22 protein-coding genes and 1 tRNA gene are annotated in these 26,360 nt (G+C 38.7%); 12 read left to right on the top strand and 11 right to left on the bottom strand.

Going from position 1 to position 26,360, the window contains the following annotated elements:
• Positions 1-457 precede the first annotated feature (457 nt).
• Together FXW07_RS10745 and FXW07_RS10740 are read right to left on the bottom strand one after the other, a co-directional pair.
• Complete coding sequence (locus FXW07_RS10745) at positions 458-2,983, bottom strand: oligosaccharyl transferase, archaeosortase A system-associated (protein WP_229395435.1); 2,526 nt, start codon at positions 2,981-2,983, stop codon at positions 458-460.
• 57 nt (positions 2,984-3,040) lie between these two features.
• Entirely contained in the window at positions 3,041-4,195 is a 1,155-nt protein-coding gene (locus FXW07_RS10740) for a glycosyltransferase (RefSeq protein WP_229395434.1), read from the bottom strand.
• A 79-nt stretch (positions 4,196-4,274) separates the two neighbouring features.
• Here FXW07_RS10740 and FXW07_RS10735 point away from each other — a divergent pair, with 79 nt between their 5' ends.
• On the top strand, positions 4,275-5,402 hold the full coding sequence (locus FXW07_RS10735; RefSeq protein ID WP_229395433.1) for a glycosyltransferase family 4 protein: 1,128 nt from the start codon (positions 4,275-4,277) through the stop codon (positions 5,400-5,402).
• A gap of 20 nt (positions 5,403-5,422) precedes the next feature.
• Entirely contained in the window at positions 5,423-6,295 is an 873-nt protein-coding gene (locus tag FXW07_RS10730) for a glycosyltransferase family A protein (RefSeq protein ID WP_229395432.1), read from the top strand.
• 297 nt (positions 6,296-6,592) lie between these two features.
• Here FXW07_RS10730 and FXW07_RS10725 read toward each other — a convergent pair whose 3' ends face one another.
• The 3 genes from FXW07_RS10725 to FXW07_RS10715 form a co-directional block, all read right to left on the bottom strand.
• Complete coding sequence (locus tag FXW07_RS10725) at positions 6,593-7,438, bottom strand: glycosyltransferase (protein ID WP_229395431.1); 846 nt, start codon at positions 7,436-7,438, stop codon at positions 6,593-6,595.
• Positions 7,439-7,837: 399 nt separating this feature from the next.
• Complete coding sequence (locus tag FXW07_RS10720) at positions 7,838-8,953, bottom strand: glycosyltransferase family 1 protein (RefSeq protein WP_255679031.1); 1,116 nt, start codon at positions 8,951-8,953, stop codon at positions 7,838-7,840.
• Between the two features lie 565 nt (positions 8,954-9,518).
• Positions 9,519-10,397 carry a tetratricopeptide repeat protein gene (locus FXW07_RS10715; protein ID WP_229395429.1) on the bottom strand — a complete coding sequence of 293 codons (879 nt, stop codon included), beginning with the start codon at positions 10,395-10,397 and terminating at the stop codon, positions 9,519-9,521.
• A 693-nt stretch (positions 10,398-11,090) separates the two neighbouring features.
• Between FXW07_RS10715 and FXW07_RS10710 the strand changes: the two genes are divergently transcribed.
• From FXW07_RS10710 to FXW07_RS10685, 6 genes are all read left to right on the top strand, one after another.
• Positions 11,091-11,243: a DUF2080 family transposase-associated protein gene (locus tag FXW07_RS10710; protein WP_229394611.1), complete on the top strand. Its 153-nt coding sequence runs from the start codon at positions 11,091-11,093 to the stop codon at positions 11,241-11,243.
• A complete protein-coding gene (locus FXW07_RS10705; RefSeq protein ID WP_229394612.1) occupies positions 11,240-12,289 on the top strand; it encodes a transposase in 1,050 nt (349 codons plus the stop codon). Before FXW07_RS10710 ends, FXW07_RS10705 begins: the two co-directional genes overlap by 4 nt.
• A gap of 46 nt (positions 12,290-12,335) precedes the next feature.
• Positions 12,336-12,491, top strand: a complete 156-nt coding sequence (locus tag FXW07_RS10700) for a hypothetical protein (protein ID WP_229395428.1) — start codon at positions 12,336-12,338, stop codon at positions 12,489-12,491.
• Positions 12,492-13,544: 1,053 nt separating this feature from the next.
• The gene (locus tag FXW07_RS10695) at positions 13,545-13,709 is read left to right on the top strand and encodes a hypothetical protein (protein ID WP_155398138.1); all 165 of its coding nucleotides are present in this window, start codon (positions 13,545-13,547) and stop codon (positions 13,707-13,709) included.
• Between the two features lie 137 nt (positions 13,710-13,846).
• Positions 13,847-14,512 (top strand): hypothetical protein, encoded by a 666-nt coding sequence (locus FXW07_RS10690; protein WP_229395427.1) that lies wholly within the window; start codon positions 13,847-13,849, stop codon positions 14,510-14,512.
• A 736-nt stretch (positions 14,513-15,248) separates the two neighbouring features.
• Complete coding sequence (locus FXW07_RS10685) at positions 15,249-15,587, top strand: carboxypeptidase regulatory-like domain-containing protein (protein ID WP_229395426.1); 339 nt, start codon at positions 15,249-15,251, stop codon at positions 15,585-15,587.
• A 232-nt stretch (positions 15,588-15,819) separates the two neighbouring features.
• Here FXW07_RS10685 and FXW07_RS10680 read toward each other — a convergent pair whose 3' ends face one another.
• The 3 genes from FXW07_RS10680 to FXW07_RS10670 all read right to left on the bottom strand — a co-directional run bounded on the left by FXW07_RS10680 (position 15,820) and on the right by FXW07_RS10670 (position 19,456).
• Entirely contained in the window at positions 15,820-17,598 is a 1,779-nt protein-coding gene (locus FXW07_RS10680; protein WP_229395425.1) for an MFS transporter, read from the bottom strand.
• Positions 17,599-17,602: 4 nt separating this feature from the next.
• Complete coding sequence (locus FXW07_RS10675; protein ID WP_229395424.1) at positions 17,603-18,067, bottom strand: PadR family transcriptional regulator; 465 nt, start codon at positions 18,065-18,067, stop codon at positions 17,603-17,605.
• Positions 18,068-18,598: 531 nt separating this feature from the next.
• On the bottom strand, positions 18,599-19,456 hold the full coding sequence (locus tag FXW07_RS10670; RefSeq protein ID WP_229395423.1) for a hypothetical protein: 858 nt from the start codon (positions 19,454-19,456) through the stop codon (positions 18,599-18,601).
• 117 nt (positions 19,457-19,573) lie between these two features.
• On the opposite strand from FXW07_RS10670, the gene FXW07_RS19325 reads away from it, so the two are divergent.
• Complete coding sequence (locus tag FXW07_RS19325; RefSeq protein ID WP_255679043.1) at positions 19,574-19,696, top strand: hypothetical protein; 123 nt, start codon at positions 19,574-19,576, stop codon at positions 19,694-19,696.
• Between the two features lie 318 nt (positions 19,697-20,014).
• On the opposite strand, the gene FXW07_RS10665 is transcribed toward FXW07_RS19325, so the two are convergent.
• Positions 20,015-20,872, bottom strand: a complete 858-nt coding sequence (locus tag FXW07_RS10665) for a methanogen output domain 1-containing protein (protein ID WP_229395422.1) — start codon at positions 20,870-20,872, stop codon at positions 20,015-20,017.
• Between the two features lie 4 nt (positions 20,873-20,876).
• The gene (locus FXW07_RS10660; RefSeq protein ID WP_229395421.1) at positions 20,877-21,584 is read right to left on the bottom strand and encodes an ATPase domain-containing protein; all 708 of its coding nucleotides are present in this window, start codon (positions 21,582-21,584) and stop codon (positions 20,877-20,879) included.
• Between the two features lie 472 nt (positions 21,585-22,056).
• Between FXW07_RS10660 and FXW07_RS10655 the strand changes: the two genes are divergently transcribed.
• Positions 22,057-22,150, top strand: a tRNA-Arg gene (locus FXW07_RS10655).
• An 84-nt stretch (positions 22,151-22,234) separates the two neighbouring features.
• On the opposite strand, the gene FXW07_RS10650 is transcribed toward FXW07_RS10655, so the two are convergent.
• Complete coding sequence (locus FXW07_RS10650) at positions 22,235-22,375, bottom strand: hypothetical protein (protein WP_229395420.1); 141 nt, start codon at positions 22,373-22,375, stop codon at positions 22,235-22,237.
• Positions 22,376-22,959: 584 nt separating this feature from the next.
• Between FXW07_RS10650 and FXW07_RS10645 the strand changes: the two genes are divergently transcribed.
• Together FXW07_RS10645 and FXW07_RS10640 are read left to right on the top strand one after the other, a co-directional pair.
• Positions 22,960-25,152 carry a hypothetical protein gene (locus tag FXW07_RS10645; RefSeq protein WP_229395419.1) on the top strand — a complete coding sequence of 731 codons (2,193 nt, stop codon included), beginning with the start codon at positions 22,960-22,962 and terminating at the stop codon, positions 25,150-25,152.
• A 319-nt stretch (positions 25,153-25,471) separates the two neighbouring features.
• Entirely contained in the window at positions 25,472-26,176 is a 705-nt protein-coding gene (locus tag FXW07_RS10640; RefSeq protein ID WP_229395418.1) for a pentapeptide repeat-containing protein, read from the top strand.
• The last annotated feature ends 184 nt before the right edge of the window (positions 26,177-26,360 follow it).

Genomic DNA, 26,360 nt, shown 5'->3' with positions numbered 1-26,360 from the left:
ATTGTTCCACTTTAAGAGGCCCTTTGACATATAAAATAACTTTATTAATAGTATATAAAAGTATATGTAACCGGTGAATATATAAAAAACAATCATTCTGGAAAGGTGGAGGCTACTTCAAAAATATCTATAGAACAATCATTTCCAAAAAAGATAAAAATAAAAATAAAGACATCAAATAAGGTAAAATGAATAAAATAATGTAAAAGAAATAAAATAATGTAAAAGAAATAAAATAAGGTAAAATGAATAAAATATAAAAAATAAAATAAGGTAAAATGAGTAAAATAAGGTAAAATGAATAAAATAAGGTAAAATGAATAAAATAAGGTGAAATGAATAAAATAAAGTAAAAGAAATAAAATAAGGTAAAAGAAATAAAATAAGGTAAAAGAAATAAAATAAGGTAAAAGAAATAAAAATGTGAAATTAACTAACTGTATTATTCTTATACTGTTCAAACCTTTATTTCTTCTCCTTTTAATACATCTTCTTCACTTACTTTCACTTCTTTTGTCGTATTCCCATAACTCAATACATATGGTCCTGAAGGTGCAGTATCAAATTGTGTTTCGCCTGCAATCGGCCCTTCTGTGGAGTAAGGCACTGTGAGCTCGTACTTTCCCTGAGAGTCTGCAGTTGTTGACTGCGAGTATTCAAAGGTTCGCCCCTGATTTGTAAGAATTGTCGTGTTTATATTAACGGTCTCATTGGGGGAAGCCGTGCCTGTTACATTTGCACCTTTAACGTACTCGAAGGTCTTGACATAGCCTGTATCTACCTCAGAGAGTTTACCTCCATAAAAGTAATTGTATACCTGTTTGTACAGTAGCTCATTGGTTTGGTAGGCCTCAGTCTCATGAATCATACGATACTGCTTCAAGCCGTTTCCGTCAAAAATATGCAGCTTTGCCTCCATTGTATTAAAATATCGAGTGGTAGGCAGGGATCTATACTCTTTATCTATCAAGTATACCTGGGTGTACCCTTTATTATCAAGAGTCCAGGTAGCAATTGACCCGAATATATCTGTAGCCATTCTGGCATCAGACATTATGTATCTTGCACCTGCTTTGTCGGGCCTCGGGTCTATGGCTTCAAGTACTGCACTTGCTTCTTCTTCAGATGGGGCTGTAAGAAACGTTGTAGCACCTGGCCGATTTGTCTCGTTAATGCTTGATGTGCGGCCTCCGATTCCTGCCTGGAACGGGTTCGCGTTTGGCATTCTATGCCCTATTGTCTCTATATAGTGCCCGTAGTCCCACCAGGACATAACACCATATGCAGTATCAGGATAATTGAAAAGTTCTCCGTTTTCCGGAGCTTCATAAATGGCATTGTAGTCCATCCCAGGGTCCGGGGTGTTTGAGCGAAGCCAGGTACAAGCATCTTCCCAGGGCTGGATAGGCTGTCCGTATACCATTTTTGTATATGGAATTGCAGATCCATATACTGGATAAATTAGAAATACCACTATAAGCAGGACTGCTATAACCTGCTCTACTCTGACGAGTTTCAATGCCTCTGGAATATCTGCGGGTGACTTTACAGTACTTTTGAACTTCTGGTCAAGTTCACTCCATTTTACTTTTTCAAGTAACAGGCCTCCCAGATATGCACTCAGGACTGAAACATTTATTGAATAGTAATATGCAAAACGGTTCTGGCCATAAATTGTAAGGAATATCAAGAAGCTCCAGACAAGAACCAGTAATTCCTCGGGTTTTGGTTTTCTGAATTGGTTTGCAGCCAGCATAAGCATCCCGAGAAGAGACGCAAAAAATCCCGTGGCAGTAAAATTTAAATAGACTTTTTCCATGGTAAAAGTGCCATATGGGAAGAATATAGACGAAGCTTCTTCTATTGTGGAAGGTCCTCCCTTTTGAATTACGAAAACAGTGCTTGGTGCATGTATAATCAGGGAATACAGTGATGGAGATACGATTTTTGCAATTATAAGCCCGAAAATTCCTGCTACGAGGATTAGAAAAGGATAATAATAAGCTTTTATTTTCTTTCTTTTGAATTCCCTTTCAATGAAACTCAAAGCCACAAAACCCACCATCGCTCCAAGAGCAGTGACTACATGGAACCAGGAGTAATAGTACAGAGAAAACCCCATATCCGGATGGACAAAGGGGAGGATGAGTATTGTACTTATTAGGCAAGTGACTACACCTGTAAACCCAAGGTAGTCGCTGGACTCATTCCGGAAATTGTCAAGAATATATTGAAATATTGCGTAAACAAGAACGATAAATAAGAAAAGAGAGCCTCCTGGCCAGGAAAGCTGGTAGGCTGAATACATGATTCCAGCCATAACTGAGTATATAAGAGGTTCTTTCAGGACATTGAATTTCTTATTGAACACATCTTCAAAATGAAGCTTTTTCTCCTTTGCTGAAATCAAGGCCAGCATGAAAAACATCATGAAGAAAGTACTGAATAGCGACTCGGCAACATGATGGTCTGTAAAGCCAATCATTGAACGGGATAGAAACTGCCCTGGAGCAAATGCAATCATGATCGCAGCCAGAATCCCAACTTTATGTCCACCAAGGTACTTTCCTATGTAGTAAACCGGAATAACAGTTAGGGCTCCGAGCACGGCAGGGAAATAGGCTCCTATAGTGTTAACCAGTTGAGAACTGGGATTTCCCATTCCAAGAATCAGGGACGTAATAGCCATCATTTGATCGAACAATGGACCAAAATGTATGTAACTCCCATTAGGATAGTTGGTCATGGGATTGAAAAACATCCTGTGGGGGTAATTTTCAAGCAGAACGAATAGGGTACGCATATGGTACCATGCGTCATTGGTCGTGAACTTCACAATTCCGCCAGGAAAAATTACATTGTCTGATGGGATTATTCTAATCCATAGAGACACAAAACCGATTATCGCAACTGTCAGAGTATAAGGCCAGCTGGATTTAATTTTATCCTTTAATGACGATACAGGACGATCCTGAGAATTCATAGTATCCCCTTTATAAATTAAACATTATAAATTATGGTATAATTATGAAAAAGAAAATTAAATAGATTGTATTAATTCTATGTAACAGTTTATAATTCTATCCCATTTCTGATCAGGGGCTTCGTAGTGCTTTCTCTCTCCGAACTGGTTGAGAATAGCTTCTCTGATAGAATCGATATCTGCAGGGGGTACGAAAAAAGTGCCTTCATAGTTAGCCATTGATTCTTTTAAGCCACCTACTTCGGAAACAACAACAGGCTTTCCAAAAGACATGGCGATATGCGCAATTCCACTCTGAGAAGCTCTCAGGTAAGGCAGGACTACCACATCGGCGGCACTGAAATACAGGTTTACTTTCTCGTCAGGAACATATTCGTCTACAAGTGTAATCTTATCATGAAAAGGAGAAGCTTTAATCTGGTCCAGTAATTCCTTGCGGTCTTCCCAGATTTCCCCGACAATCAATAACCGGCTTTTTTCGAGAATTTTGGGGGGCAGTTGTTCAAAGGCCCTGATGAGGTAGGGAGTTCCCTTATATTTTCGAATTAAGCCGAAAGAAAGTATAACGAAATCGTCCTTTATCGAGAGATTTCTTCTTGCTTCTTTTATGTCAAGCAATTTCCCGTACTGGTCATAAAGTCCATGTGGGATCACATGAATTTTTTCAGGGGAAATAGAGTATCTTTTTGCAACAAGCTCTTTATCGGATTCGGAATGAGTAATATATGCATCAAGGTTTTTACGCAGCAGTTTTCCTGTTATTTTTGAGTATAACCTGATTGGAAGTATTGATTCTTCAAAAGGATCTACAACTTCATGAAATTCTATAATTATTTTAGGTTTATTCAGCAAACCTGCAAATATCTTTAGCAGAAGCTGCATATGCGCAATCGAGGAAGTCCACCACTGCAAAACTATAATATCCGGTTTTTGTGCTTTAAGAAAGCGGTATGCTTGAATCCAGGTCAGTGGATTGTTATAGTCCATGCCGTTAAAGACAGGTATCCCGGGTGAAAAATTCAGGTCAGAAATATTCTTTCCAACATGGGATTTTCCGGGAAATAGAAAAGTTGGAAGCAACTGCCGAAAGCAAACTACTGAGACGTCTTTTTCCACAGACATGGCATTTGCCAGACGGATAGTGTAATAACTGATACCGCTCAAAAAACGTTTCGAAGGTCCGGCTATGCAAACGCTTTTATTAGATGTCATTTGCCTAAACTATCACAGTATCTTTATATTAAACTAATGCATTACTCCACATAGATTCCAGTATAAAAGAGGTTCAGCCTTGAAAATAGCCCAGATATGTCCCCGTTATTCTCCTGACATAGGTGGAGTGGAAACTCATGTCAAAGAAATTAGTGAAAGGCTGGTTAAAGCAGGGCACGATGTGGAGGTTATAACAACCGATCCCACGGGAAAATTGAGAAAGCAAGAGATAATAAACGGAGTAAGGGTTATAAGGTTCAGATCTTTTGCTCCGGGAAATGCGTATTACTTCGCTCCTCAGATCCATACTTATCTCAAAAAGCACGACTACGATATAATTCATGCACATAGTTATCATGCTTTTCCTGCATTTTTCGCATCCTTAAGTAGGCATAGCGGAAAATTTGTGTTTACGCCGCATTATCACAGGCACGGCCATACCACATTCCGCGATTTACTGCACAAGCCTTACAGGCTTTTCGGGAAGATTATCTTCTCCAGGGCAGATTCCGTAATATGTGTCTCAGAGTATGAAAAGAAACTTGTAGAATCAGATTTTGAGGTTGCCGCAAAAACCGTAAAGATCCCTAATGGAATAAACCTTAAAGAGTTTGAAGGTTTGAGGCAGCCGGAAAAAAGCTTAAACAGGAACGCTGAAAGAGAAAAGATTCTTCTCTATGTGGGCCGCCTGGAAGAATATAAAGGGGTACAGTACATTATTCAGAGTTTGCCTGAACTTCAGGATTTCCGGTTGAGAATCATTGGAAAGGGTCCTTACGAAGCTGAGCTTCGCAATATGGCTAAAAGTTCAGGGGAGGGAGCAAGGGTTGAATGGTTAAAAGATCTGTCAAGAAAAGAACTTCTTGAACGCTATGCAGATGCGGATATATTTTTAATGCTTTCTTCTCATGAGGCATATGGAATAACGGTTGCTGAGGCACTGGCTGCGGGAATTCCCTGTATAGTGGCAAAAGGGAGCGCACTTGAGGAGTTTGTTGACGGAAGAAACTGTATTGGGATTGAGAATCCGGTTTCAAAGGAGAAGGTCGTAAGAGCATTGCAAGATTTAATGGAAAATAAAAGAGGGCAAAGTAAGAAAGAACAAGAAAAGGTAGACGAGAAAAATTATGGCTTGTATTCGATAATAGACTGGGATGAAGTAACTCAAAAAATAATAAAGGTCTATGAGTCAACTTTTAATCAGTAATACCTAACGGAAAGTTTTCCATGAAAGAACAGCTTGTATCCATAATTTTACCGACTTATAACAGGTCTGAATTGATAAAAAGATGCGTTAATTCAGTACTGAATCAGACATATAATAATTGGGAGTTAATTATTTCTGATGATGGTTCTAAAGATGAAACTCCTGTTGTTGTTAGAGAATGTACAAAACTCGACCCGCGTATTAAAGCTAAAATAAATGAAGTCAACCACGGAACTCCGAGCAACCGGAATATTGGTTTATCTTTAGCCAAAGGGAGCCTTATTTTCTTCATAGAAGATGACTTAATTCTTTTTCCTGACTGTGTTGAAACCCTGGTAAATACGTACAATTCGCTTGTTTCATCAGGAATTAAAGTCGGAGCAGTGGTTCCAAGGTTACTTGAAGATAACCCGATTTCACACATTAATGCCGACCTTCATAAAAAAGAAGCTACTGAAAAAAAATTGCCCTTTGTTTTTAATAAGTGGACAGGCGAAGTATATAATAATTATACTGAGGACTTTAACGAAGTTCAGGAAACTGTCACGGGTCACGCGTGTTGTTTGTATAATAGGAGCGCCCTGGAAGAAATAGGCGGCTACGAAGAAAAAGCATACAAAGGCACATACAGCAGGGAAGAAACCGACCTGAACTTCAGGCTGCGCAAAGCAGGTTATAAATTCTTTTTTCAACCAAAAGCCGCATCTGAGCACCGTAAAATAAAAACAGGCGGGTCAAGGCAGTCAAATGAGTTTAAATTTTATTATTATCACATGCGAAACCATGTTGTATTTTTAATCAGGATTTTTGGGATTCAAGCAATGTATATGGTGCCTTGTTTTATAGCAAACGTTGGGTTCAGGTTGCTTAAAAATATATACAAAAAACCGTGACTGTAGTATATTCTTACACTAATACAATCAGATCTTGCACTAATACAATCAGATCTTGCACTAATACAATCAGATCTTACACTAATACAATCAGATCTTACACTAATACAATCAGATAATACAATCAGATTAAACAGCACGACTAATTACAAATAAACAAAAATGGAATAGTGAAGGAAAAAGATGAAAACATTATTTTTTCGATTCAATCTCTCACCCGATTCAATCTCCCACTCTGGTTGAGATTTTTCGGGTTGTAGTGCCATTAATATTTCCTTTTTGTGGCCCGAGGCTCAGTTAATATTTAAAAATCTTTAGGGTCAAAACCAGGATAGTTATTTTTGGGAGCTTTTTAAGGATATAAGGTAAGTTATTTGGTCTTATGTGATTTAAACAAAAACCCAAATATTGAATATACAGATTTTTAGGTTTAATCCCGTATTTGTCAATATAAAATTTAGAAATCGTTTCTGCCTCTTTTTCAAGAGTTGTTTTTGAACCTGTTCCAGATGACAGGGAAGACCCACGAACCATAAATTTTGTAAAACTTCTGTTTAGCCGTTTAACATTACATTGATTTCCGACTCTAATAAGATAATCATAATCTGATGCATACCTGTAGGTAAGGTCAAAGTATCCAACTCTCTCCACAACTGTCTTTCTTAAAAAAGTAGAAGGTTGATTGATACACCGACATCCACGGCTTAAGACGAGGAAATCCAGATCAAATTGAGGTAAGTATGAGGTATATTGGAACTTTCCGTTTTCATCAACGTTATCAATATAACCATATATAACGTCTACATCCTTGTTTTTTCTAAATTCCTCAACAATTACTGAGAATATTTCAGGGTTATATTCATCGTCAGTGTTTAAGCAAGCCCATATATCTCCAGACATTGCTTTTATGCCTTTATTTATGGCATCATACATGCTTTTGTCTTTACCGACAATTAACTTAATATCAGCTTTGTGAGAGTCCCTGAAAGTGTTGATAATATCAATAGTCTTATCCTTACTCCCTCCATCGACAATGATCTGTTCTACTGAGAAATCACCTTTTTGATCCAGATGAACACTTTTCAGGTTGTTCAGGATATATTCTTCAGAATTAAAAGACGGAGTTATTATTGAGATTTTCATTTTTTTTCTTCACATCCACTATCAAATAAAGGGCCGTTCCTTCAAAGTTTTCCGGTACTCATCGAAAACACTTTTAGTTCCTTCCCTCAAATATATTCTCTCTTTCCAGCCCAGGCTGTGAAGCTTTATGACATCAAGAAGTTTTCGTGGAGTTCCATCAGGCTTTGATGCATTTTACACAATTTTCCCTTTTTATGCTGTGCCAGTTCAGCTAATTACTTTATAATAAATTTTCCCATCTCAGTGTTGATAAACTCCTATATTTCATTAGAGTTATAATTTTCTATCAAATATATATGTGCTTCAGCCATATCATTTGCATACATAACTTTTCTTAATTGGAGATCCGTTTCCTAGAAAATAACTGGAAGGCCCCATAATAACTTCTAATTTAAAATGTTAGGATATTATAGATTCATAAACGTTGAGTGTTTCATTTGTAGTTCTATCCCAGCTGAATTTTTTTTCCTGTTCAAATCCCTTTGATATCCAGTGAGATCTTATATTTGGGTTCATTAATGAATCTATTGAATGAATTAAATCATCCTTTGAAAACGGATCGAATAATATTCCTCCTCCGCTAACCACCTCAGGAATTGAGCTGGTATTGCTTGCAATTACCGGGCACCCTAAAGACATAGCTTCAAGGGGAGGAATACCAAACCCTTCATATAAAGAAGGATAAATCAAACAAAATGCATATTTATACAAAGATGCCAGGAATTCATCAGAACCATCTACTTGAATAACCTTACTCGAAAGCTTGAATTTATTAAGTATACCCAGTTCTGTTTCATTAAATTTGCCTCCTCCAAAACAAACGAGATGAAAATCATCTGCAAAACGAGTTGCATAAACATCCAGCAGCATTAAGAAGTTTTTATATCCATCTCGCTTTCCTACGTATAAAAAGTAGGGTTTCTTCATAAAATCTTCATTGACAATTTTTCCAGGATCAAGAAGCATAGATCTATTAAGAGAACTTCCATGATAGACTACCCAGATATTTTCTTCAGGAAAATCATAAAACTTGAGTAAGTCCTCTTTAGTATTCATAGAAACACAGATTATTGCGTCAGCAGAGTTAATTGATAATTTTTTGTACTTCATTTCAGGATCATTTTTACTATATTGGTCACTATATAACTCATGAATCATGTCGTGTACTGTTAATACTACGGGTGATTTTTTAAACCTGCTTAAATCTCCCCTGTAATAAGTTGGATGAAAAATATTTAAATTTGAAAAATCATCATAAACGTGATTAAACCATATTCTGTTCAATGTGTCGAATAAATAACCGCTACCTGGAAAAGGAAACGTTTTATACCCGCGATACCGTCCAAAATTCTCTTTATTCTTCTGAAATTCATACTCATTAATGTGAAAACCTTCAAATAAATTAACATTGATTTCATTCTTCATAGAGAGACAACTTATCATCTCATAGAAATATCTGGAGATTCCTCCATAACGTTGAAGTTGAAATATTGAGTAATCATATAGTACATTCATGTTTTCACTTCATAATTTGATTTTGGAGTAAGTAGATCATAGTCAAGAATGCTATGTTTACAAATAACAATTCGAAGACATCTCATGAAGACAAGGTTTTAATCTGGATATAGTTAAAGTTCAGTATTTGACAATATATGCATATCTTTCCAATATCGCGCCAAGCATCAAAAATTGAGTAATTAGGAAATTGAAATCTGTTTTATTTGATATTATTTTTTTGCATGAATCTAACTTTAATATACAGTCTATGGCCTTTTTTTTATGAACGAGCCTATCTCAAAATTCTTAATTGCGGGAAGTTTTCAGAATTTTTTTCATAATCATGAATTTAGTTGATTACTCGATATACAAGGTATAAGAAGCAAATTCTGAGTTTTGGAATGGGTTGATAAAACTGCTCAGTTAGAAAATACCCAAACCAAAAATAAAAAATGGCTCTTCGTTGTTTTGTGTGGCTATCCTCATAATATTCTCATAAAAACCATGTGATCTTGAATTGAAAATCATTTTATCCATAGAGATAGCAAAGAGCCAGAAATTAAGCTTGAATGTGTTTTTATAATCACTCATTAATTTTCTCTTCACAAAACTCTTTTCCTTTCTCAGCGGCTTCATTTCCAGGACTGAGTTTCAGGGCCCGTATATAACACTTGAAAGCCTCACCGTACTCAGCAAATTCGCAAAGCAAATCCCCTCCGCTAAGAAGAGAGTTGAGGTGTTCGGAATCGTGTTCAAGAGCGTTCCTGAAGGCATTAAGGGCTTTTTCCTTTTCTCCAAGCTCAAGAAGTGCGTTGCCTTTCCAGTACCAGGTCTCAGCATTGTCAGGCTTCATAATAGGTGCTTCATTCCGGGAAAAGAAACTGAACCTGGGAACCTTGCAAGCCCAGTCCGAGGCTTTCCCGGGTTCGATTGCCAGGGCTTTGTCAAAAGTCTCAATAGCTTTTTTTAGAAGCCCCATCCTGAAATATACTATGCCCTGGCTAGTCAGGATTTTGGGGGATTTCGGGTCAAATGCAAGCGCTTTTTCGAAAGCGTCAAGGGCTTCTTCGTTCCGGTCCAGAGCTGAGAGCACGAAACCCCGGTTGGACCACTCGGTAGGGTTTTCAGGCTTAAGTTCAAGGGCGGCATCAACAATCTCCAGAGCTTCTTCATATCTTTCAAGTTTGAAAAGAGCCATCCCGTAACATGATATGGTCTCCAGGTTTTTATCAAGAAACTCTTTCCCTCGGGCCTCTTTTCCTTTTTCGAAAAGCATATCTGCCATTTCTTTCCAGGCATCAGCTGCTTCTCCATAGGCAGCAAGTGCGTCTTCGAACTTCCCTACCTTAAAGGAAATTCTGCCTTTTTTGCAGTTTTCTTCTGCCGACCTGTTAAGCTCCTTAAGGGTATTTGCCATTTTTGTCGTTTTTGTCAGTTTATCAATTTTTGCCGTTATTGCCATTTTTTGCCTCTTTTATGTCTATGTTCACAGCTACTTAAAATAAGTATGAGATTAATAATTTGCATGAAAATACTGCTATCTGCAAGCACTTTCATTGGTTGTGCATGTTACTCAAAGGATATCATGTGCGTTTTTTAAAAATCATTTTTGGACAGGTTCCTTTAGTTAAGCAGAATTTAGAATACGGTAATTCAAATCCAGAATACTGCTCTAATTTGATAGATTCTGCTAAAATACTGTATTTTATTGCAAAAAACACATTGCATTGACGCATTAACCTGGAGTAAAATGAAATATGTCAATAATCAATAAACACAAGAACTAAATTTGAATTTTATAACGAAAACAGAAGCCTGAAGCCCATTTATACATTATACAATTATATAATTGGTCATCGGTTAAGGAATTTTCTTGTCTGAAAGCTATTTATTTTACATTAGAAGCCGGCCAATATTATAGATTACTTGCAATAGAAAAGCACAGGATAAGAAAAAGGGAGTACGATTTTTCAGTTTTTCTTTCTGTTTTTTCTTTTCTTTTTTCTCTGATTGTGAAATTTGGAAAAGCTTTTCCCTTTCCAGGTATAATTCTCTTTTGATACTTCCAGTATCTCCGAATCACTGCTCTAATTTTTCCAGAAACTCCTAATTTAGCCAAATTATTTATCCTTTTTGTATATACATATTATATACTATGAAGCAAGTTGAGTTGGAACTCCAAAACCATCTTGAAATTGATAACATTGAAGGATTCCTAATTCGTAAAGTAACCAAATTCGGGAACGGTGCAAAGGTCGACTGTCCCAAGGAGTATCTTGGACGTACGGTTTATCTTGTGATAATATGACTTTAGATCCTGCCAGATATTTTCGCACTCTAAAGACGTTGGATACATTCATAGATCGTTCTCTGGAATTAAAACCAAAGAGCAAATTCCTTTCCGGTTTCCACTATAATCGAGATCTTCTCAAATCTTCAGTTGCCAACACCTATGTCGAAACCGTTGGAAACCGAGCAGACTCTTTACATCTTGCAATAAAGAAAGTGCCTGTTTCAAACATTTATTGGGAGTATCTAGAAACGGTCAAAATCTTGGGAACAAAGTTTTGGCTTCAAGAAAAAGAAGTTGTATTAGCCTTTGATTATACAGATGAAGATTTTTATGGTGACCCTCAAGGTTTCTGGATACATGGATGGACTGGAGAACATGGAATATCTGGGAAATTCAAATTCTTGACATGTTCAATTGTCAGTTCAGATATTCCACAAAAAATTCCCCTTATTTCAGTTCCGGTTAGGATGGGGCACAATATGGCATATACTGTGACATGGTGCCTTACAGTCATTGAACCAATTGTAAAATCGATTTCTCTAATTTTGTTTGATAGGGGATTCTACAGCAAAGAACTCATGCTGACACTTTCCAATTCAAAGTATCCATATCTGATTTTTGTCCCAAAAAACCCCAAAATTAGAAAAGAACTTGCTCAAATGGAAGAAGCTGAAAAGAAAACAATGCAATACAAATTCAAGCTCAACATAAATAAAACGGTTCTGAAAGGTGAAACCACTCTGGCATTGCTGAAACAAATATTCGATAAACAAAGCGACAAATCATATGATTGGGCATTCGCCACTAATCAGTCTACAATTGATCTTGACCATATTATTGCATCATATAAAAGAAGATGGAGAATTGAGACTGGTTTTAGAATTCAGGATGAGGCACGTATCAAATCCAAATCAACAGATGTAAATGTTCGATTTTTCTACTTCGCTTATGAACAGGTATTGCAACTGCTATGGATTATCCTGTATAAAGAAGAGGAGAGTTTCAAGGTATTCATGATAGACATGTATGAAGAATGCTTGAAAAGGTACAAAAATGTGTAAATAAGCGGCCACCTCCATTGAACCAGTGACGTGGAGGTGTAGGTCAATGGAGCAGCAGGGAGCTATTGATAGTGACCCCGCAACAAAATATGGGAACAATTCTACTTTTGTCATTAATATTAGCTTGTCGTATGCAAAAGCCAGATATTATTCGGAGATACTGCTTTCAAGGGTCTATAAAATATGCAATTTGATCTTATAATTATCTGCCTTGTTTATATAAAATACAATTCAATTACTTATACAAATTATACGTGTGTGATCCAATTTTCACAGGTATAGGTTGTAGTCCAGACGTCATTATAGCACATGGGAGCTTCACTAGTAAGGTTTTGTAGGTTACTAAAACGTCAAGGCTTCCATTAGAGTTAGATTCTGTATATTCCACCAAAGAGATCTTCGCAATTAATAATGTTGCAAAAACTCCCAATAACCACTCACTACAGGAACTAAAATTGCAAGAACTCCGCAAAAACTAGGCCTACATATGAATCTCCCATCATCTCTAATAAAGCGTTATCTTTTGGACCAAAGTGAAAGTGAATACCACTGTCATCGGTCCAGTAATAAGAATCTTTACCAAACGATTGATAATCCCTAATAATCAATTGATATTTCCTCTAGTACTCACGAATTCGCGTTTCGCTCTCATTTTCGGCTTTGTGTACACTTAATTTCCTGTATGCAGGTAAGCTTAGAAAACAGATGTAACTTGAGCAAAAACACTCAAACACAAAATATCAACCATCTACTAATATACGACCCAAAATTTGTTGTTTAAAGTAATAAAAATTAGTAAACTCAAAAATTTTGTTCCTATTCAAAATTCGTCATCTATGGCGTATTTTTGTTCAATTTATTGAAATATAGTAAAATGTATTTTTATCTTAGGGGGTCATTTCATAAATATATATCTTAATTAATATCTATAATTATACCTTTCTTTTTTATTGATATCTGGGGGATACTCGCGGCAGGTAGGACTATATAAACTTTCCGTGCAAACTCTCAAACAATCAAAGATCAGAAAACATTTACTAACTCAAAGGAATGCTAAAAACAATCAGTTTAATAATTTACACAGAAAACTTATAAAGGATTTAATAAAAAAGAGTTTGTAAAGTTCAGAAGTGCTTCCCAGGTACCGCCCGAACTCTATAACTTATACCTAAGAGTCAGTAATTATGTTAGCTTTGCGTATATTTAAGCTTGTCTGATTCTGCCTCCTAGGGGAAAATAACTAGGAGTGAAATAAATGAATCCAGAAGGATTCAACAATTCCGAGTTCTTGGTCAAGCGCTTTAACTGCATCTACAAATACGTGGAACAATGCAGGTGCAAATTCACATTAACTGACGATGGAAAAGCTATAAGACCTGATGAAACTGTTAGTCAGGAAGAGCTACTGAGTACAATCTAAAAGTAATTTAACTATTCAAGTAGCCTTCGAAGACTACACAATTTTTTAGGATTAATAAGTTGAATATGAGATTAATCCTTTTATCTTTTACAATAAGGAATGGGAGAATTTTGACTAAACGATTGAGTTCATTTTCCATGTTATTATTTACATTCGTTCTACTTTTTTTGACGTTAAATCTAGCAGTAGCTTCATTTGCTTCAGAAGCATTAGAAATCCCGTACCAGATAAACAACTCTGACCGTATAGTTATTGGTACAGTAAGTAAGGTTGATATGTTTCGTGACCATACAATTGCTACAATTACAGTTAGCGAGTGGCTTTATAACCCCCTGCATACAGAAACTATAAAAGTGAGATCCGAAAGGGGAACTAATATAAAGACCGAAGTCGAAGTTGAGTTCATCCAGAACGAGTCAGTTCTCTTGATGCTGAATGATGTGGATCTCAATAAACAACTTTTCCGTGTTGGTATCGGCGTTCCAGGAAAACACCCTGTTTCAGATAGGGATGCAGTAATCGAGGAGTTGAAAGCTCAGGGTAAATGGCAAGGAGAAGGTCAGGCCGGAAATAAGACGAACGAAACTGAAACTATAGAAAATACACAAACAGCAAGCAAGCAGGAAGAGAATGTAACCGAAAATAAGACCATTGATAATGGAAAAACGGAAAATACAGGAACAGCAGGTAAGCAGGCAGGAAAATCCAATGATACTAAATTAAAAAGTACTCCCTTTATAAGCTCTTTCTGGGTACTTGCAGCAGTGCTTGGGGCAGTCATGTATGTAAGAAAGAAGAAGTAACAATTGCGCTACGTGTGCAGGCCTTATTGATTCATCCTGTCCCCTCTCCAAGCAAGGGCGAAACTATACATCTTCACCAGCCCACAACTTTCATTTAGAGCCTATCCGAAAAGTCAAAAGTGATATGTTATAAAAATTGGTTCTTCTTTGTTTTGTGTGGATATCCTCATAATTTCCTCATAAAAACCAGTGGGTCTTGAATTGAAAATCATCTTATCCATAGGGAATGATGAAGAACCTAAAAATTGCAATAAACCCGTATATCCGAGTATCCGTTCATACTGAGCTCTTTGGGCTGCTTCTGATATGTACCAACATGTAAACGCAATAGTATCGATGCAAATTTTTCTTATTTTCTGCAGTGGCCACCCGATATCTGCCCACTTCGTGAGCATTCGGGGGTTGAGGAAGTTTTCAGATGTTCGAATTAAGTATTTTCGAAAAACTTGTCTGAATTTTTAGTAAGAAAATTAGTTTCATAATTAATCAATAACTCACGAACGCGACCAGAACAATCTCTTTACCAAAGATGTTAAAAATATTTATAAACAGTTATAATTGCGATCTCTGGTGTATCTTTACTATAGTTTGAATCAAATTCTGGGCAGTTGGCTGAGTAGAAGACGTCTCCTAACTCTTACTTTTTTTTCAGTTCTCGGAGGTTACCTGCTGGATATAATCTCATGTTTTCTACCCGGGATACACAACAATAATTTTGCGCTTCTTCTGGTGTCCCTTGCCCCTTCTTACTGTTGTGGGTCTTATAGGATTTTGCGCAGTTCTCTCGGCCCTTAGCAATGCCCCTACTCCTCCAAAACCTATGTATGCTACAGCAAATATGAGTGTACTTTCCTTACCGTCCACTGAGGGAGGCAGTAATACGGAAACAAACCTGAGCTTGCTTGTAAAAGTGTTTGACAGCGAGAATCGCGGTATAGGGGACGCAAATGTGATTGCCTGGAGTCCGGATAGGAAGAAAGCCTATTCAGGCGTTACCGACCTCGAGGGAAATGTAATATTGAAAATTTCGAATCCCGAACTGCCTCCGGGAAAGCTGAAGGGTATATTAAGATAAAAGTAATGAGAGAAGGATACAGAGATTTCACCAGCGATTATTTTCTGAAGGTGATTCGGAGCTGAATTGCTCTGGATATATTTATACTGGAAGAATCTGAAGCAGAAAGAATACTGGATCTTGTTTCTGCATCATTTATCTGTACTTTCATTTCTCCGTACTTCCAATTCTCCGTACTTCCTGTTTTTTCATTCTTATTACGTTGCGATAATTCCTGCCCGGTATGCCAAATTTAGGTATGTGTTTCCTCTACTGTTGCAAGATCACCTTTGTTAATATTATTAACTGAACTGTGAGCCTCGTACACATACCTTTGTCCCCTCATTGCCGACAGCACTGCAGCTATGCCACAGAGTATAGCTCCGATTATGAACGAAATCCGCAGTGCTGGCATGAATGCCTGCTGTAATGTCTGCGGGAACCAGTAGTTACTTGTCAGTGTGGTCACGATTTGTTGCGGTATTGAGCTAACAATACTCGAATCCATAGATTTCAGAACTGAATCCATAGGGTTGTAGCCCAGGAAAGCAGAGAACAAAGCGTTGGTCGGTGACATACTGGCTAGATAACTGGCGAGCTGTTGCACAGCAGGGATAATCTGTTCAGACCCAAAGCTGGCTAACGAAGCCTTAACTGCACCAGGGAAAGCTTCCTGAATTCCCACAATCACAACGGTGAAGAATACGGACATGCTCAGGGTACTGGCTGAGTTCGCTAGCGTGGACAACATGCCCGATGCGACACCCCGGTTCTGAGGCGGCACAGAATTCATTATCGATGAACTGTTAGGAGAGGCAAACATACCGTTACCAATGCCCATGAAGAAAATCAGTATTCCCAGTTCCCAGTAGTCGAAGTTATAAGGAAGTAGCGAGAGCCCGACGAAGACAAATGTAACGATAGCCATCCCTGTAGTGGCGATCCATCGAGGACCATACTTATCCGAGAGGATCCCGGAAATCGGGCCCATGACCATAAAGCCGAGAGTCATGGGTAACATATAGATACCTGCCCATAACGGCGTGTCCTCAAAGCTGTAACCATGAAGTGGCAGCCAGATCCCTTGCAGCAGAAGAATAAGCATGAACATTGCACCACCTCGTGCAATAGCTGCAGTAAAACTGGCGAGACACCCGTAGGCAAAAGCCCTGATCTTGAAGAACTCCAGCTTGAACATAGGGTTTTTCACCTTGCTCTCGACAAACGGGAAAGCGATCAGCAATAAGATCCCGACACCTAACGCTGCCATTACCCAGGGGTTGTTCCAGCCCATTGCATCGGTTATACCATCATGCTCGTAAGGCATCAGGGCATAAGTGACACCGATCAGAAGCGAGGTCAGCCCACCGACAAAAAGTAAGTTTCCCACAATATCGAGGCTGGTTCTGGATGCCCGGAATGAAATATCTTTCATCTTCCAGTAGGACCACACTGTTCCAAGAACCGCAAAGGGAATGTTGACCAGGAACACATAGCGCCAGTTGTATGTCGCCAGTACACCACCGAGCAGCAAGCCAATGAACTGGCCGGACATGAAGGCAACCATATTTATGCCGAGTGCCTTTCCCCTCTCGCTGACCGGAAATGCATCTGTAATAATTGCTGAGCCGTTTGCTATAGTGAATGCACTGCCTACAGCCTGTATAAGCCTGAAAATAACTAGCTCAAGAGCACCAGCATTGCCTGTGTCAGGCGTTAAATAGAGCAGGGTTGAACCGATAGCGAATATAAGGAATCCAAGCCGGAACAATTTTACCCGACCATACATGTCTGCCAGCCGGCCAATAGTGAGGAGCAGTGTAGCCGTTACCAGGCCAAAACCCATCAGGAGCCACAGCAAGTACTGGAATGCACCCGGAGCCATTGGGTTCATATGGATTCCCTTGAATATTGCGGGAAGGGAGATCAGGATAATGCTGCCGTTAATAGAGCCCATCAGTGATGCAAGGGTCACATTAAACAGTGCAACCCATTTGTATGCAATACTTTTCCCATTGTGATTTTCACTCAATTTATTACCTTCCGTTTTTATTGTTATCATCTTCTTGATTCTGGAAATCACAGTCTTGCGCCGCCTTAGACTGCTGCATAACATCCTGGGTATCGTCGCCCTCCCCTTTTGCATCACTGTTATCGTCACCTTCAATCACATTGTTGACGATCCGGGACATTTCGTTCAGGAGCTCCAGTTTTTCCTGTGTCATGCGGTCCAGTCCTTTCACTCCCTTGGGAGTGATCGTGTATACTTTTCTGCGTTCTATCCCCTCGCTCTGGATGAATCCTTTTGATTCAAGTTTCTCCAGGATTGGGTAGATCGAGCCTGCGCTCGGAGTCCATCGCCCGTTTGAGCGGAGCTCGACCGTCTTGATGATGTCATAACCATGAGTAGGTTTCTCTTTAATAATTTTCAGCACGATATACTTGAGAAAAGCCCGCCTGATTTCTGTACACATTTTATTATTCTCGATGCTTTCTTCCATAGTTCGCACCCCGATATATCGGCAAGTGATATATCGGTAGGTAATATAGTATTTATATCTTTTTGGTAACTATTAATCATCTAAAAATCATCTAAAATTAGTCAGATTCTATTGATTTTGAAGTAATAGATATGCCAGGTAACTAATGATGAAAAAAGAAAAAGTATAATCATTTGGTACTAATTAAAGACGACAAAATCACTGAAATTTACCAGTTAAATCTGAATAAAGGAAGTTATTGATGCGGTCTTACCAGGAATGAATAGTTTCATTATTTTCTGGTTCACAGGGTTAAGATACGCTTAACTTCACAAAAACGGGATACAAAGCTGGGAACAGTATTAAGGTACTCTGGAAATACAATCAACCAAATAATTGGGAACGATATATTTTTTGGTCTTCTCTCTAGGTCTTCTCTCTGGATCTTCTCTCTGGGTCTCCTTCTGGTTTCTCTCAAAAATGAGGTAAATATTGAAGTAAATATTGAAGTATATTTTTACAGTAGAGCCTATATCATAACTTGTCTGTTTTTCATAACTTGTCTGTCAGTACTTTCTTCCTGCGGTTGGCCGTGTAAAACTTCATGAAAACGGCTCCTGCCATCAGTACGGCAAGCCCAGCAGAGAAATAAGGAGATTTTATGACATCCCACCTGCCTGACCAGACAAGGAAGCCGGTAAGGAAAAGTGCTGAAGACCCGGCAATTCCTGAAATCTCAAAAGGAATTTTCATAGAGCCGAGGGTAAACCTGTTCTGGTTTTCAAGGATTTCTACACGGGACTCAAGTTCCTTTATATACTCACTTTTTTCATCTTGCTGAACCTTGAGATTACGGAACTCCATATCCAGTTTTTCGATTTCGGGTTTGAGGTTGTTATAAGTAAAATTCGAAAGCTCGGATAGAGCAGCATGAAGGGAACGGAGACTTTCGGATAGGCTTGAAAAAACCTCATTTATGCTCTTGATTTTATAATTGGCTCCGGACATTTCGGAGGAATTTTCCCCGGAAAATGTAGAAAAATTCGAAGGCTCGCTCGAAGGAAGTACTGCACTGAATTCAAAATTTGAAATATTTCCTTCCGAAACTGAAGGGACTAAATCCGAAAAAAAAGAATTTCCGTGAATAGAAGCTTCAGGAGAAACCGATGGCACCTGTGGATAAATTGAGGAGTGTGCAGCGACGCTTCCTGCATTTTCCTCCGGATAAAGTCCTGTAAAATTTCCTGAGAAAACTCTGCCAGTTTGCAGTTCAGGAGAAGCTCCCATAGAAAGGCGTCTCTCGACTGCCCGGAGTCGTTTTTCAAAACTTCTTATGCTCTGATCGAAAACCTCGATTCTTCCCTGCAAATCCTCCCTGACTTCGGGATCTGCCTGACGTAACTTATTCAATTAACCATTACCCCCGTAATTTTGTACTACAGAATCAGGTCCAAGACTATATAAAATTTTTGAGGTTCATGTGTTGTTAAGATTAGTAAAACAAAAAGTCATAACCAGAAAAGAAGGATGACAAAAGGAAAGAACGAAATATTTTCAGAACAGATATTTAATTCAGTCAGCAGATTTATGATTTTGTCTACAATGCCTGAAAATTCTTCCGAATCAGGAACGTTTCCAGGATACGTTTAATTGGAATATGAAAAATAGTCAATACAAACATAATTTTATAAGATCTCACAAGCTATAAAGATATTACAAGCTATAAAGATATCACAGGCTATTTTTATTTATTGTAGATCATGGTCAAAATCGCATTTTTTTGAAAGAAAAGTCATAAAGACTGAAAAAAACTCATGAAAAAAATATTGATCTCAATATATTCCCTACAAAAAGTCGGAGTCAAGGTAGAAAATCTAAATACTGAAAATATGAAATGGCAACTTTCGGGCTATGGCCATTTGCTGAACATGAAATTTAGTAAAAAACTGATTTCAGAAAAACGAAATTTCACACTACCTTTATAAGGAATTCACAGCAATCGTTCCTGTTCCCTATAGTCTTCAGCGCCTCTACACTGAAATCAGAGTCCACTTTCAAAGTTATGTCCGAAAAAATTTTCCGTGTCAAGGTGCATAAAATAGGATTTTTACGGGCTTCTTCTCCTTTCCAGGGGCACTTTGTTCCTCTTACTATCCATGAACTTTCTTTTTCACCTTTTTCAGAGGAAAAGCTTCCACCCAGCTGATTCATTATCTCGGCACAGACCTCGCCTGCATAGGCGAAGTCCATTTCCCTGTTCTCAAGGTGATATGTGTCGAACAGCATTTTTTCGACCATGCCTGTCATCTGGTTAATTATGACCTTTTTTTCCTCATTAGAAATAACCCTTAGAAGAGTGGGAATAATTGCAGTAAGAATACCCTGTACCCGGTTTTTTACCTCAAGGCTGTTACGGTCAGCTACCAGCCGGTCATGCATGCATTTTACCCGGAGTAAGGATTTCACCCGGGTCTTAAGCTCAAGCCTGTTTATAGGTTTCGTCAGGAAATCATCAGCTCCGGCTTCAATCCCTTTTATTCGGTCTTCAATTTCAGAAAGAGCTGTGAGCATCAAAACCGGAATGAATTGAGTTTCGGGGTCTTTTTTGATAATTTTGCATACCTCATAGCCGCTTATTTCAGGCATCATGATATCCAGCAAGATCATATCGAGCTTTTCTTCCTTTAATTTCTGGATAGCTTCCTTTCCACTGTTGGCAGTAATAAGATCATATGGCTCCACCGAAAGGTAGGCCTCTATAAGCTCTATGTTCTCAAGCACATCATCGACAATCAGGATTTTAGGTTTGCTATCTTCATTCTGCAAGGTTTCATCCCCTAGACTCACGAACTACAATCCCTTCAGATGTAATTTCAAAAATAGACATTTCAGGGGAAATAGGGGTACTGCGCATCTTTGGTATGCTCAGGTAGCGCTCCATTTTTCCAAGATAAGAATTTTCCCTTACTAAAAGGTGAATAGACCCATAAACCGAATATTCAGCAAGCTGGTAGGTCATGTTGTGTGCGGATTCATCCATGATTAAAAGAGCTGTACAGCCTTTCTTCCTTACCATGTAGTTTAGCGCGTCAAACTGGTCTCTGAGCTTTTTTATGGAAATCCTGAGAGCAAAGGTACCTATATTATCTATAACGAGGCATTCCGTTCCTTCATGTATTAATTCTATCAGATTCGGGATTTCGAGGTTCAGGCTTTCAGGCTTAAAACCGTATCTGGTCTGTCCTATTATTTCCGAACGGCTTTCAAAGATATTTTGTATAATAAGCTGTCCACTCTCATAGTACGATGTGAGGTCGCGCCCCAGCAGGCTTGCCTGATAAAGAATATCCTCAGGACTTTCCTCAGTTGCGATAATCATACATTTTTTGCCTTCAAGACAATTTTTATAAATAAAATGGATTCCAAAGATTGTTTTCCCGCTTCCTGCTATACCGGTTATAAGGGTTACTTTATTTGCAGGATAACCCCCACTCAGCTTCCTGTCCAGCTCCTCTATGCCTGTTGAAACCCTTTCCATTTTTGCAAATCCTCACTTTTTCTGTACTTTACCCTTATAGCTTCCCGGACTGTGAATATATATAAGATTCTTAACTTGAAGGCTTAGAACAGTCTCTAAATTACTCTGAGATTTAGAAGCTGTTTATAAATGAATAAAGGTTTACTATTTTTCATTAGTTTTACAGTAATTTCATGAAAATAGTCTTTCACGAAAATCATCTACTTTATTTTTTTGACCCAGTTTGTACTGCTAATTCTGTATCACTTACTATATATTTTTATTTATTCCTCTGCCATCCTTATCTAATTTGAACATTTTGTACTGAATTTTCAGAAATATCTTTTCCCATAAATGATGTTTAAAATTCAAAATCGTTTGAGAGATATAAAATCCTGATCCTTGCCTAATTCTCTCTACCTATATTCCCTGCAGCCTTAATTTTGAGAGAAAAGTTTAATATGGATAGCTTCTATCAATAGTGCTGCACCAAGGGCTCGTAGGGTAGCCAGGATATCCTAATGGGCTTCGAAGTAAGATAATTACGAAGATACCCATTGACTCGTGTTCGAATCGCGGCGGGCCCGCTAACTTATTTTTTCCCGTCTTTTCCTGTTTTTTACTATTTTTTCCTGTTTTTTACTGTTTTTCCCGTCTTTTCCTGTTTTTTACTATTTTTTCCTGTTTTTTACTGTTTTTCCCGTCTTTTCCTGTTTTTTACTATTTTTTCCTGTCTTTTCCTGTTTTTTACTATTTTTTCCTGTCTTTTGCCTGTATTCTCTATTCTTCAAAAGCAATGCATTCTTTTTCATAGATCATCGGCTGTGGAACTCTTTTCGTCTCATGCAATCCTTTTCCATATTTATGTCCACACCATCTTCAAAATATTAAATTCTATATTTTTTGTTAAACTTACAACCGTATACTGAGACCTGTAACTAAAAATTCACTGTCAGGAAAGCTGTCAGGAAAGGTTTTTGCCTTAACCGGGAGCACATAAACGGGAAGTACATTTTTGAATTACTGACAGATCGGGAAAATAGATCGCATACCTGTGTATATCTGTGGAAACTGGATTGGATACTTGATAAGGTAAACTTTATAGAAAGATCATAAACTATTCCGAAACTCATGTACACAATGACCTTAAAAATAGTACTTAATTCCAAAGACTTACGCACTCGATGTATAAAATCAAGTACATGAAACATCATAGTTGAAATTCACATTAAAGTAAAATATGTCTTAAGATTCTGTTTTTCAAACTTGACCACATTTTTAAATTTTCATCATATATGAAAAATTTATTTTTTATTATACAACTTGAATAAGATACATTTTATACTTCAAGCACATAAACTTTATACAAATATAAATAAATCAAAAGGTGCGGTTCATGAAGACTATAGAAAATCCTCTGAAATCAAATCAAAGATTAGTATTAACGATTGCAATCTCGGTGTGCGCTATCGTGCTTTTTGGCATCATTCCAAACGCCGATGCCGAGGAATCCGCAAATAACACATCCGATGTGGTCAACGGACCCGCTGTTAATCCCTACCTGGCATCTTCACTTTATGCCATCACACATTTTGACTCTTCGCAGAGCGACTCTACACCCTACGGGCCTCCTCGCGGTAACTTCACTGTAGACCCAACGACTCAACCAACTGTCTCTGGCGGCCCGATAAACATCATAACTCTTGCATCCACTAATAAGAATTACATGTGGGCAGTTGGAAGCGATCGCGTAAGCTACGTTAATGCGACCGACAACAATTGGACTGCGGTGGCAAAATATGAGGCACTTGCAGATGCGTCAAACAACTCATCTCCGGCTGTTCCGGATGAAAATTTCAGTACCTTTGGCGAGTCGTCTGCGGTGGGAATGAACACAAGCTCGATGAATAGTTCCTTGAAAAGCCTTTTCGGTGAAAATTACGCAGACCGCTTTGGGAATGGGCTGTACTCGGTGGTCGATAACGAAAATGTGCTGTATACAAATTATGGGGATAACCTCTACGCGTTTGCATTAAGTGATCCGAACAACCCGTCCGCAGGCATAAAGAAACTCTACATGCTAGAAGATGTAGTCACTGCGATCCAGGGCGACGACCACCCGCCGTACGCAAGATTATTTGGCCTTTCCATGACATACGACGGCTACCTTATTATCACTTTTAGCAATGGAGTGGCAGTTATCAATCGCGACCTCAACACAACTTCTACATCTTTTTACAAGCTTGGGAGTGGTGAGTACGTTAGCAACTCAGTTGCTGTAGATGAAAACAATGGCATATATCTGGCAAGCGATAGTGTTATGCACAAGCTTGTCTGGAACGGCAAGAATCTTTCCGACAATGAAGCTGATGGTGCATGGTCAAGCCCATATACCAATTCGGAACAACCTCCCATGATCAAGGTAGGCAATGGCACAGGGTCCACTCCAACGCTCATGGGATTCGGCGACGATGAGGATAAGCTGGTGGTCATAACCGATGGTGCCAAACAGATGAACCTGGTGGCATTCTGGCGCGACGAAATCCCTGAGGGATCCGAACGTATCGCAGGGCAGATTCCGGTAACTTGCAATTTTACAACCCTTCCCGAATGGATACAGACGGAACAGTCCGTAGTCGTATCTGGATACGGAGCCTTTGTTGTGAATAACATCCCGGAAAATGTCAGCTCTGACCTTTTAGGCCAGAACAAGATTCTTCAGGTCTCGCTCATGGGCCCGGCATATGATACTGCATATGGTGCCGAGCGCTTCCAATGGAACACCTCAACAAATGAATGGTCTTCAGTATGGGCAAGATCAGATGTTTCGTCGACAAGCATGGTTCCGATTTACAGCCAGTCGGGTAATATGGCCCTCATCAATGGCTACAGGTTGCCAGATGGCTGGGAAGTGCTCGGACTTGACTGGGATACCGGTGAAACTGTCCATCAAACGATTTTTGGCGATGCGAATTTTGGAAACGGGGCATATGCATTGCTGGAGTACCTGGAAAATAATGATCTGATTTTCAATTCTTTTGCGGGCCCAATTCGTATCGATTACAACAATTCAAACCTGTCTTCTGGAGCAGATGGAGCTGGCAGTTGGGAACTTACTCCTGAGAATTCCGCTGGAGATGTAATAGAGATAAAAGGAACCGGCTTTGTGGGAGATACTGCGAAGGTTCAGGTGTCCTTCGAAAAAGATGTGACGGTACAGGATGGAAAATACGAGTACATGCTTGAAAATATAATAATCCCCTCCGGGTTCGACAACAGTTTTACGGTGCAGGCAACAGGAGCTGATGAACTTAATGTGAGAGCAAAGATTATCCTGTGGTTAACAAAAAGCGCAAAGGCACAAAACGGTATTGCTACTGTTTCCCAGACGGGTGTTCCTCCAGGGACATATAATATCAGGATCGATGGAAAGGCAAGTGGTTCTACTGTCAAACTCAAGATCACAGCTGTGCAAGAGGTGGAAGTAGATTCAGAAGGAAATCTCAACTATGAATATAATACTAAGTCTATACCGGCAGGCAGTTTTAAAGTAATAATCGGAGGCGTTGAAAAGCAGATTGAATTATAAACCTGCAGAAAGATCGAATTAAAGCCTGCAGATATTGAATTATAAATCTGCAGAAAGATCGAATTAAAGCCTGCAGAAGGCCTGACTCTGGACAAAGGCTCTTCGTTGTTTTGTGTGGATATCCTCATTATATTCTCATAAAAACCAACGTGGTCTTGAATTGAAACCATCTTATCCATAGGGAATAACGAAGAGCCAGATTTCCCTTTTTTTGAACAGTTAGTCTGTAAACTCCACTCCGGATGAATGAACCTCGGAGAACGGATGGTATCTTCCTAGAATAGTAATATTTATTTTTATGGAACACCAATTATTACATATGAACATTATAGAGAGAAAAAACTATAGAGGAGTTAACCTTCCAGGTGCTCATCTTGAAAAAAAGAACCTTATATGGGCTAACTTTCAAGAAGCTAACCTTCAGGAAGCTTATCTCATAAAAGCTAACCTTACACAGGCTGATTTTCAAGGGGCTAACCTTTGTAGAGCTGACCTGCGCGGGGCTGACCTGCGCGGGGCTAACTTCCAGGAGACAAACCTCCAGGATGCAAACATGCAAGGAGCCGATCTCTCAAATTCTTACCTTTTAGAGGGTGTAGGCACTAATCTTCAAGGAGCTAATCTTCAAGGAGCTAATCTTCAAGGGGTTAACCTTACAAGGGCAAACCTTAAGGGGGCTAACCTGCAAGGAGCAAACCTCCAGCTATCCAATCTCCATCTGGCTAATCTTCAAGGAGCTAATCTTCAAGGAACTAACTTCCAGGGAGCTAGTCTTTATGGAGCCGACCTGCGCGGGGCTGACCTCCAGGAAGCTGATCTTTATGTAGCTGACCTTCAAAAGTCCGACCTTCAAGAAGCAAACCTTCAAGAAGCTAACCTTCATGAAGCAAACCTTCAAGGAGCTAATCTAAATAATGTGAAAAACTTATCATTTGACCAGCTCTCTAAAGTAAAAACTCTTCATAACGCAAAATTAGATGAAGAAAATTTTACGCTACTTGACGAGCAATACATTACCGCTTGAAAATCTCAGGTAAAAATGAGTTAAGAATAATACTGAAACTTCAAGTGGTTACATCAATTTTTTTGTTTATCGCCTGCAGACTTAACTGTTTCAATGTTTTTTATTTCTGATTGTGCTTTGTCAAGAAATAGTTTAGTCTGATGAGCCGGGATTCAAAGAGATTAAGTCACTATTGTTCTATAAT

Source organism: Methanosarcina sp. DH1, assembly GCF_020804205.1.
In the GTDB taxonomy this organism is placed as follows: domain Archaea; phylum Halobacteriota; class Methanosarcinia; order Methanosarcinales; family Methanosarcinaceae; genus Methanosarcina; species Methanosarcina vacuolata.
The sequence above is the reverse complement of the archived record's forward strand: the minus strand, read 5'-3'. Positions and strand labels throughout refer to the sequence as shown.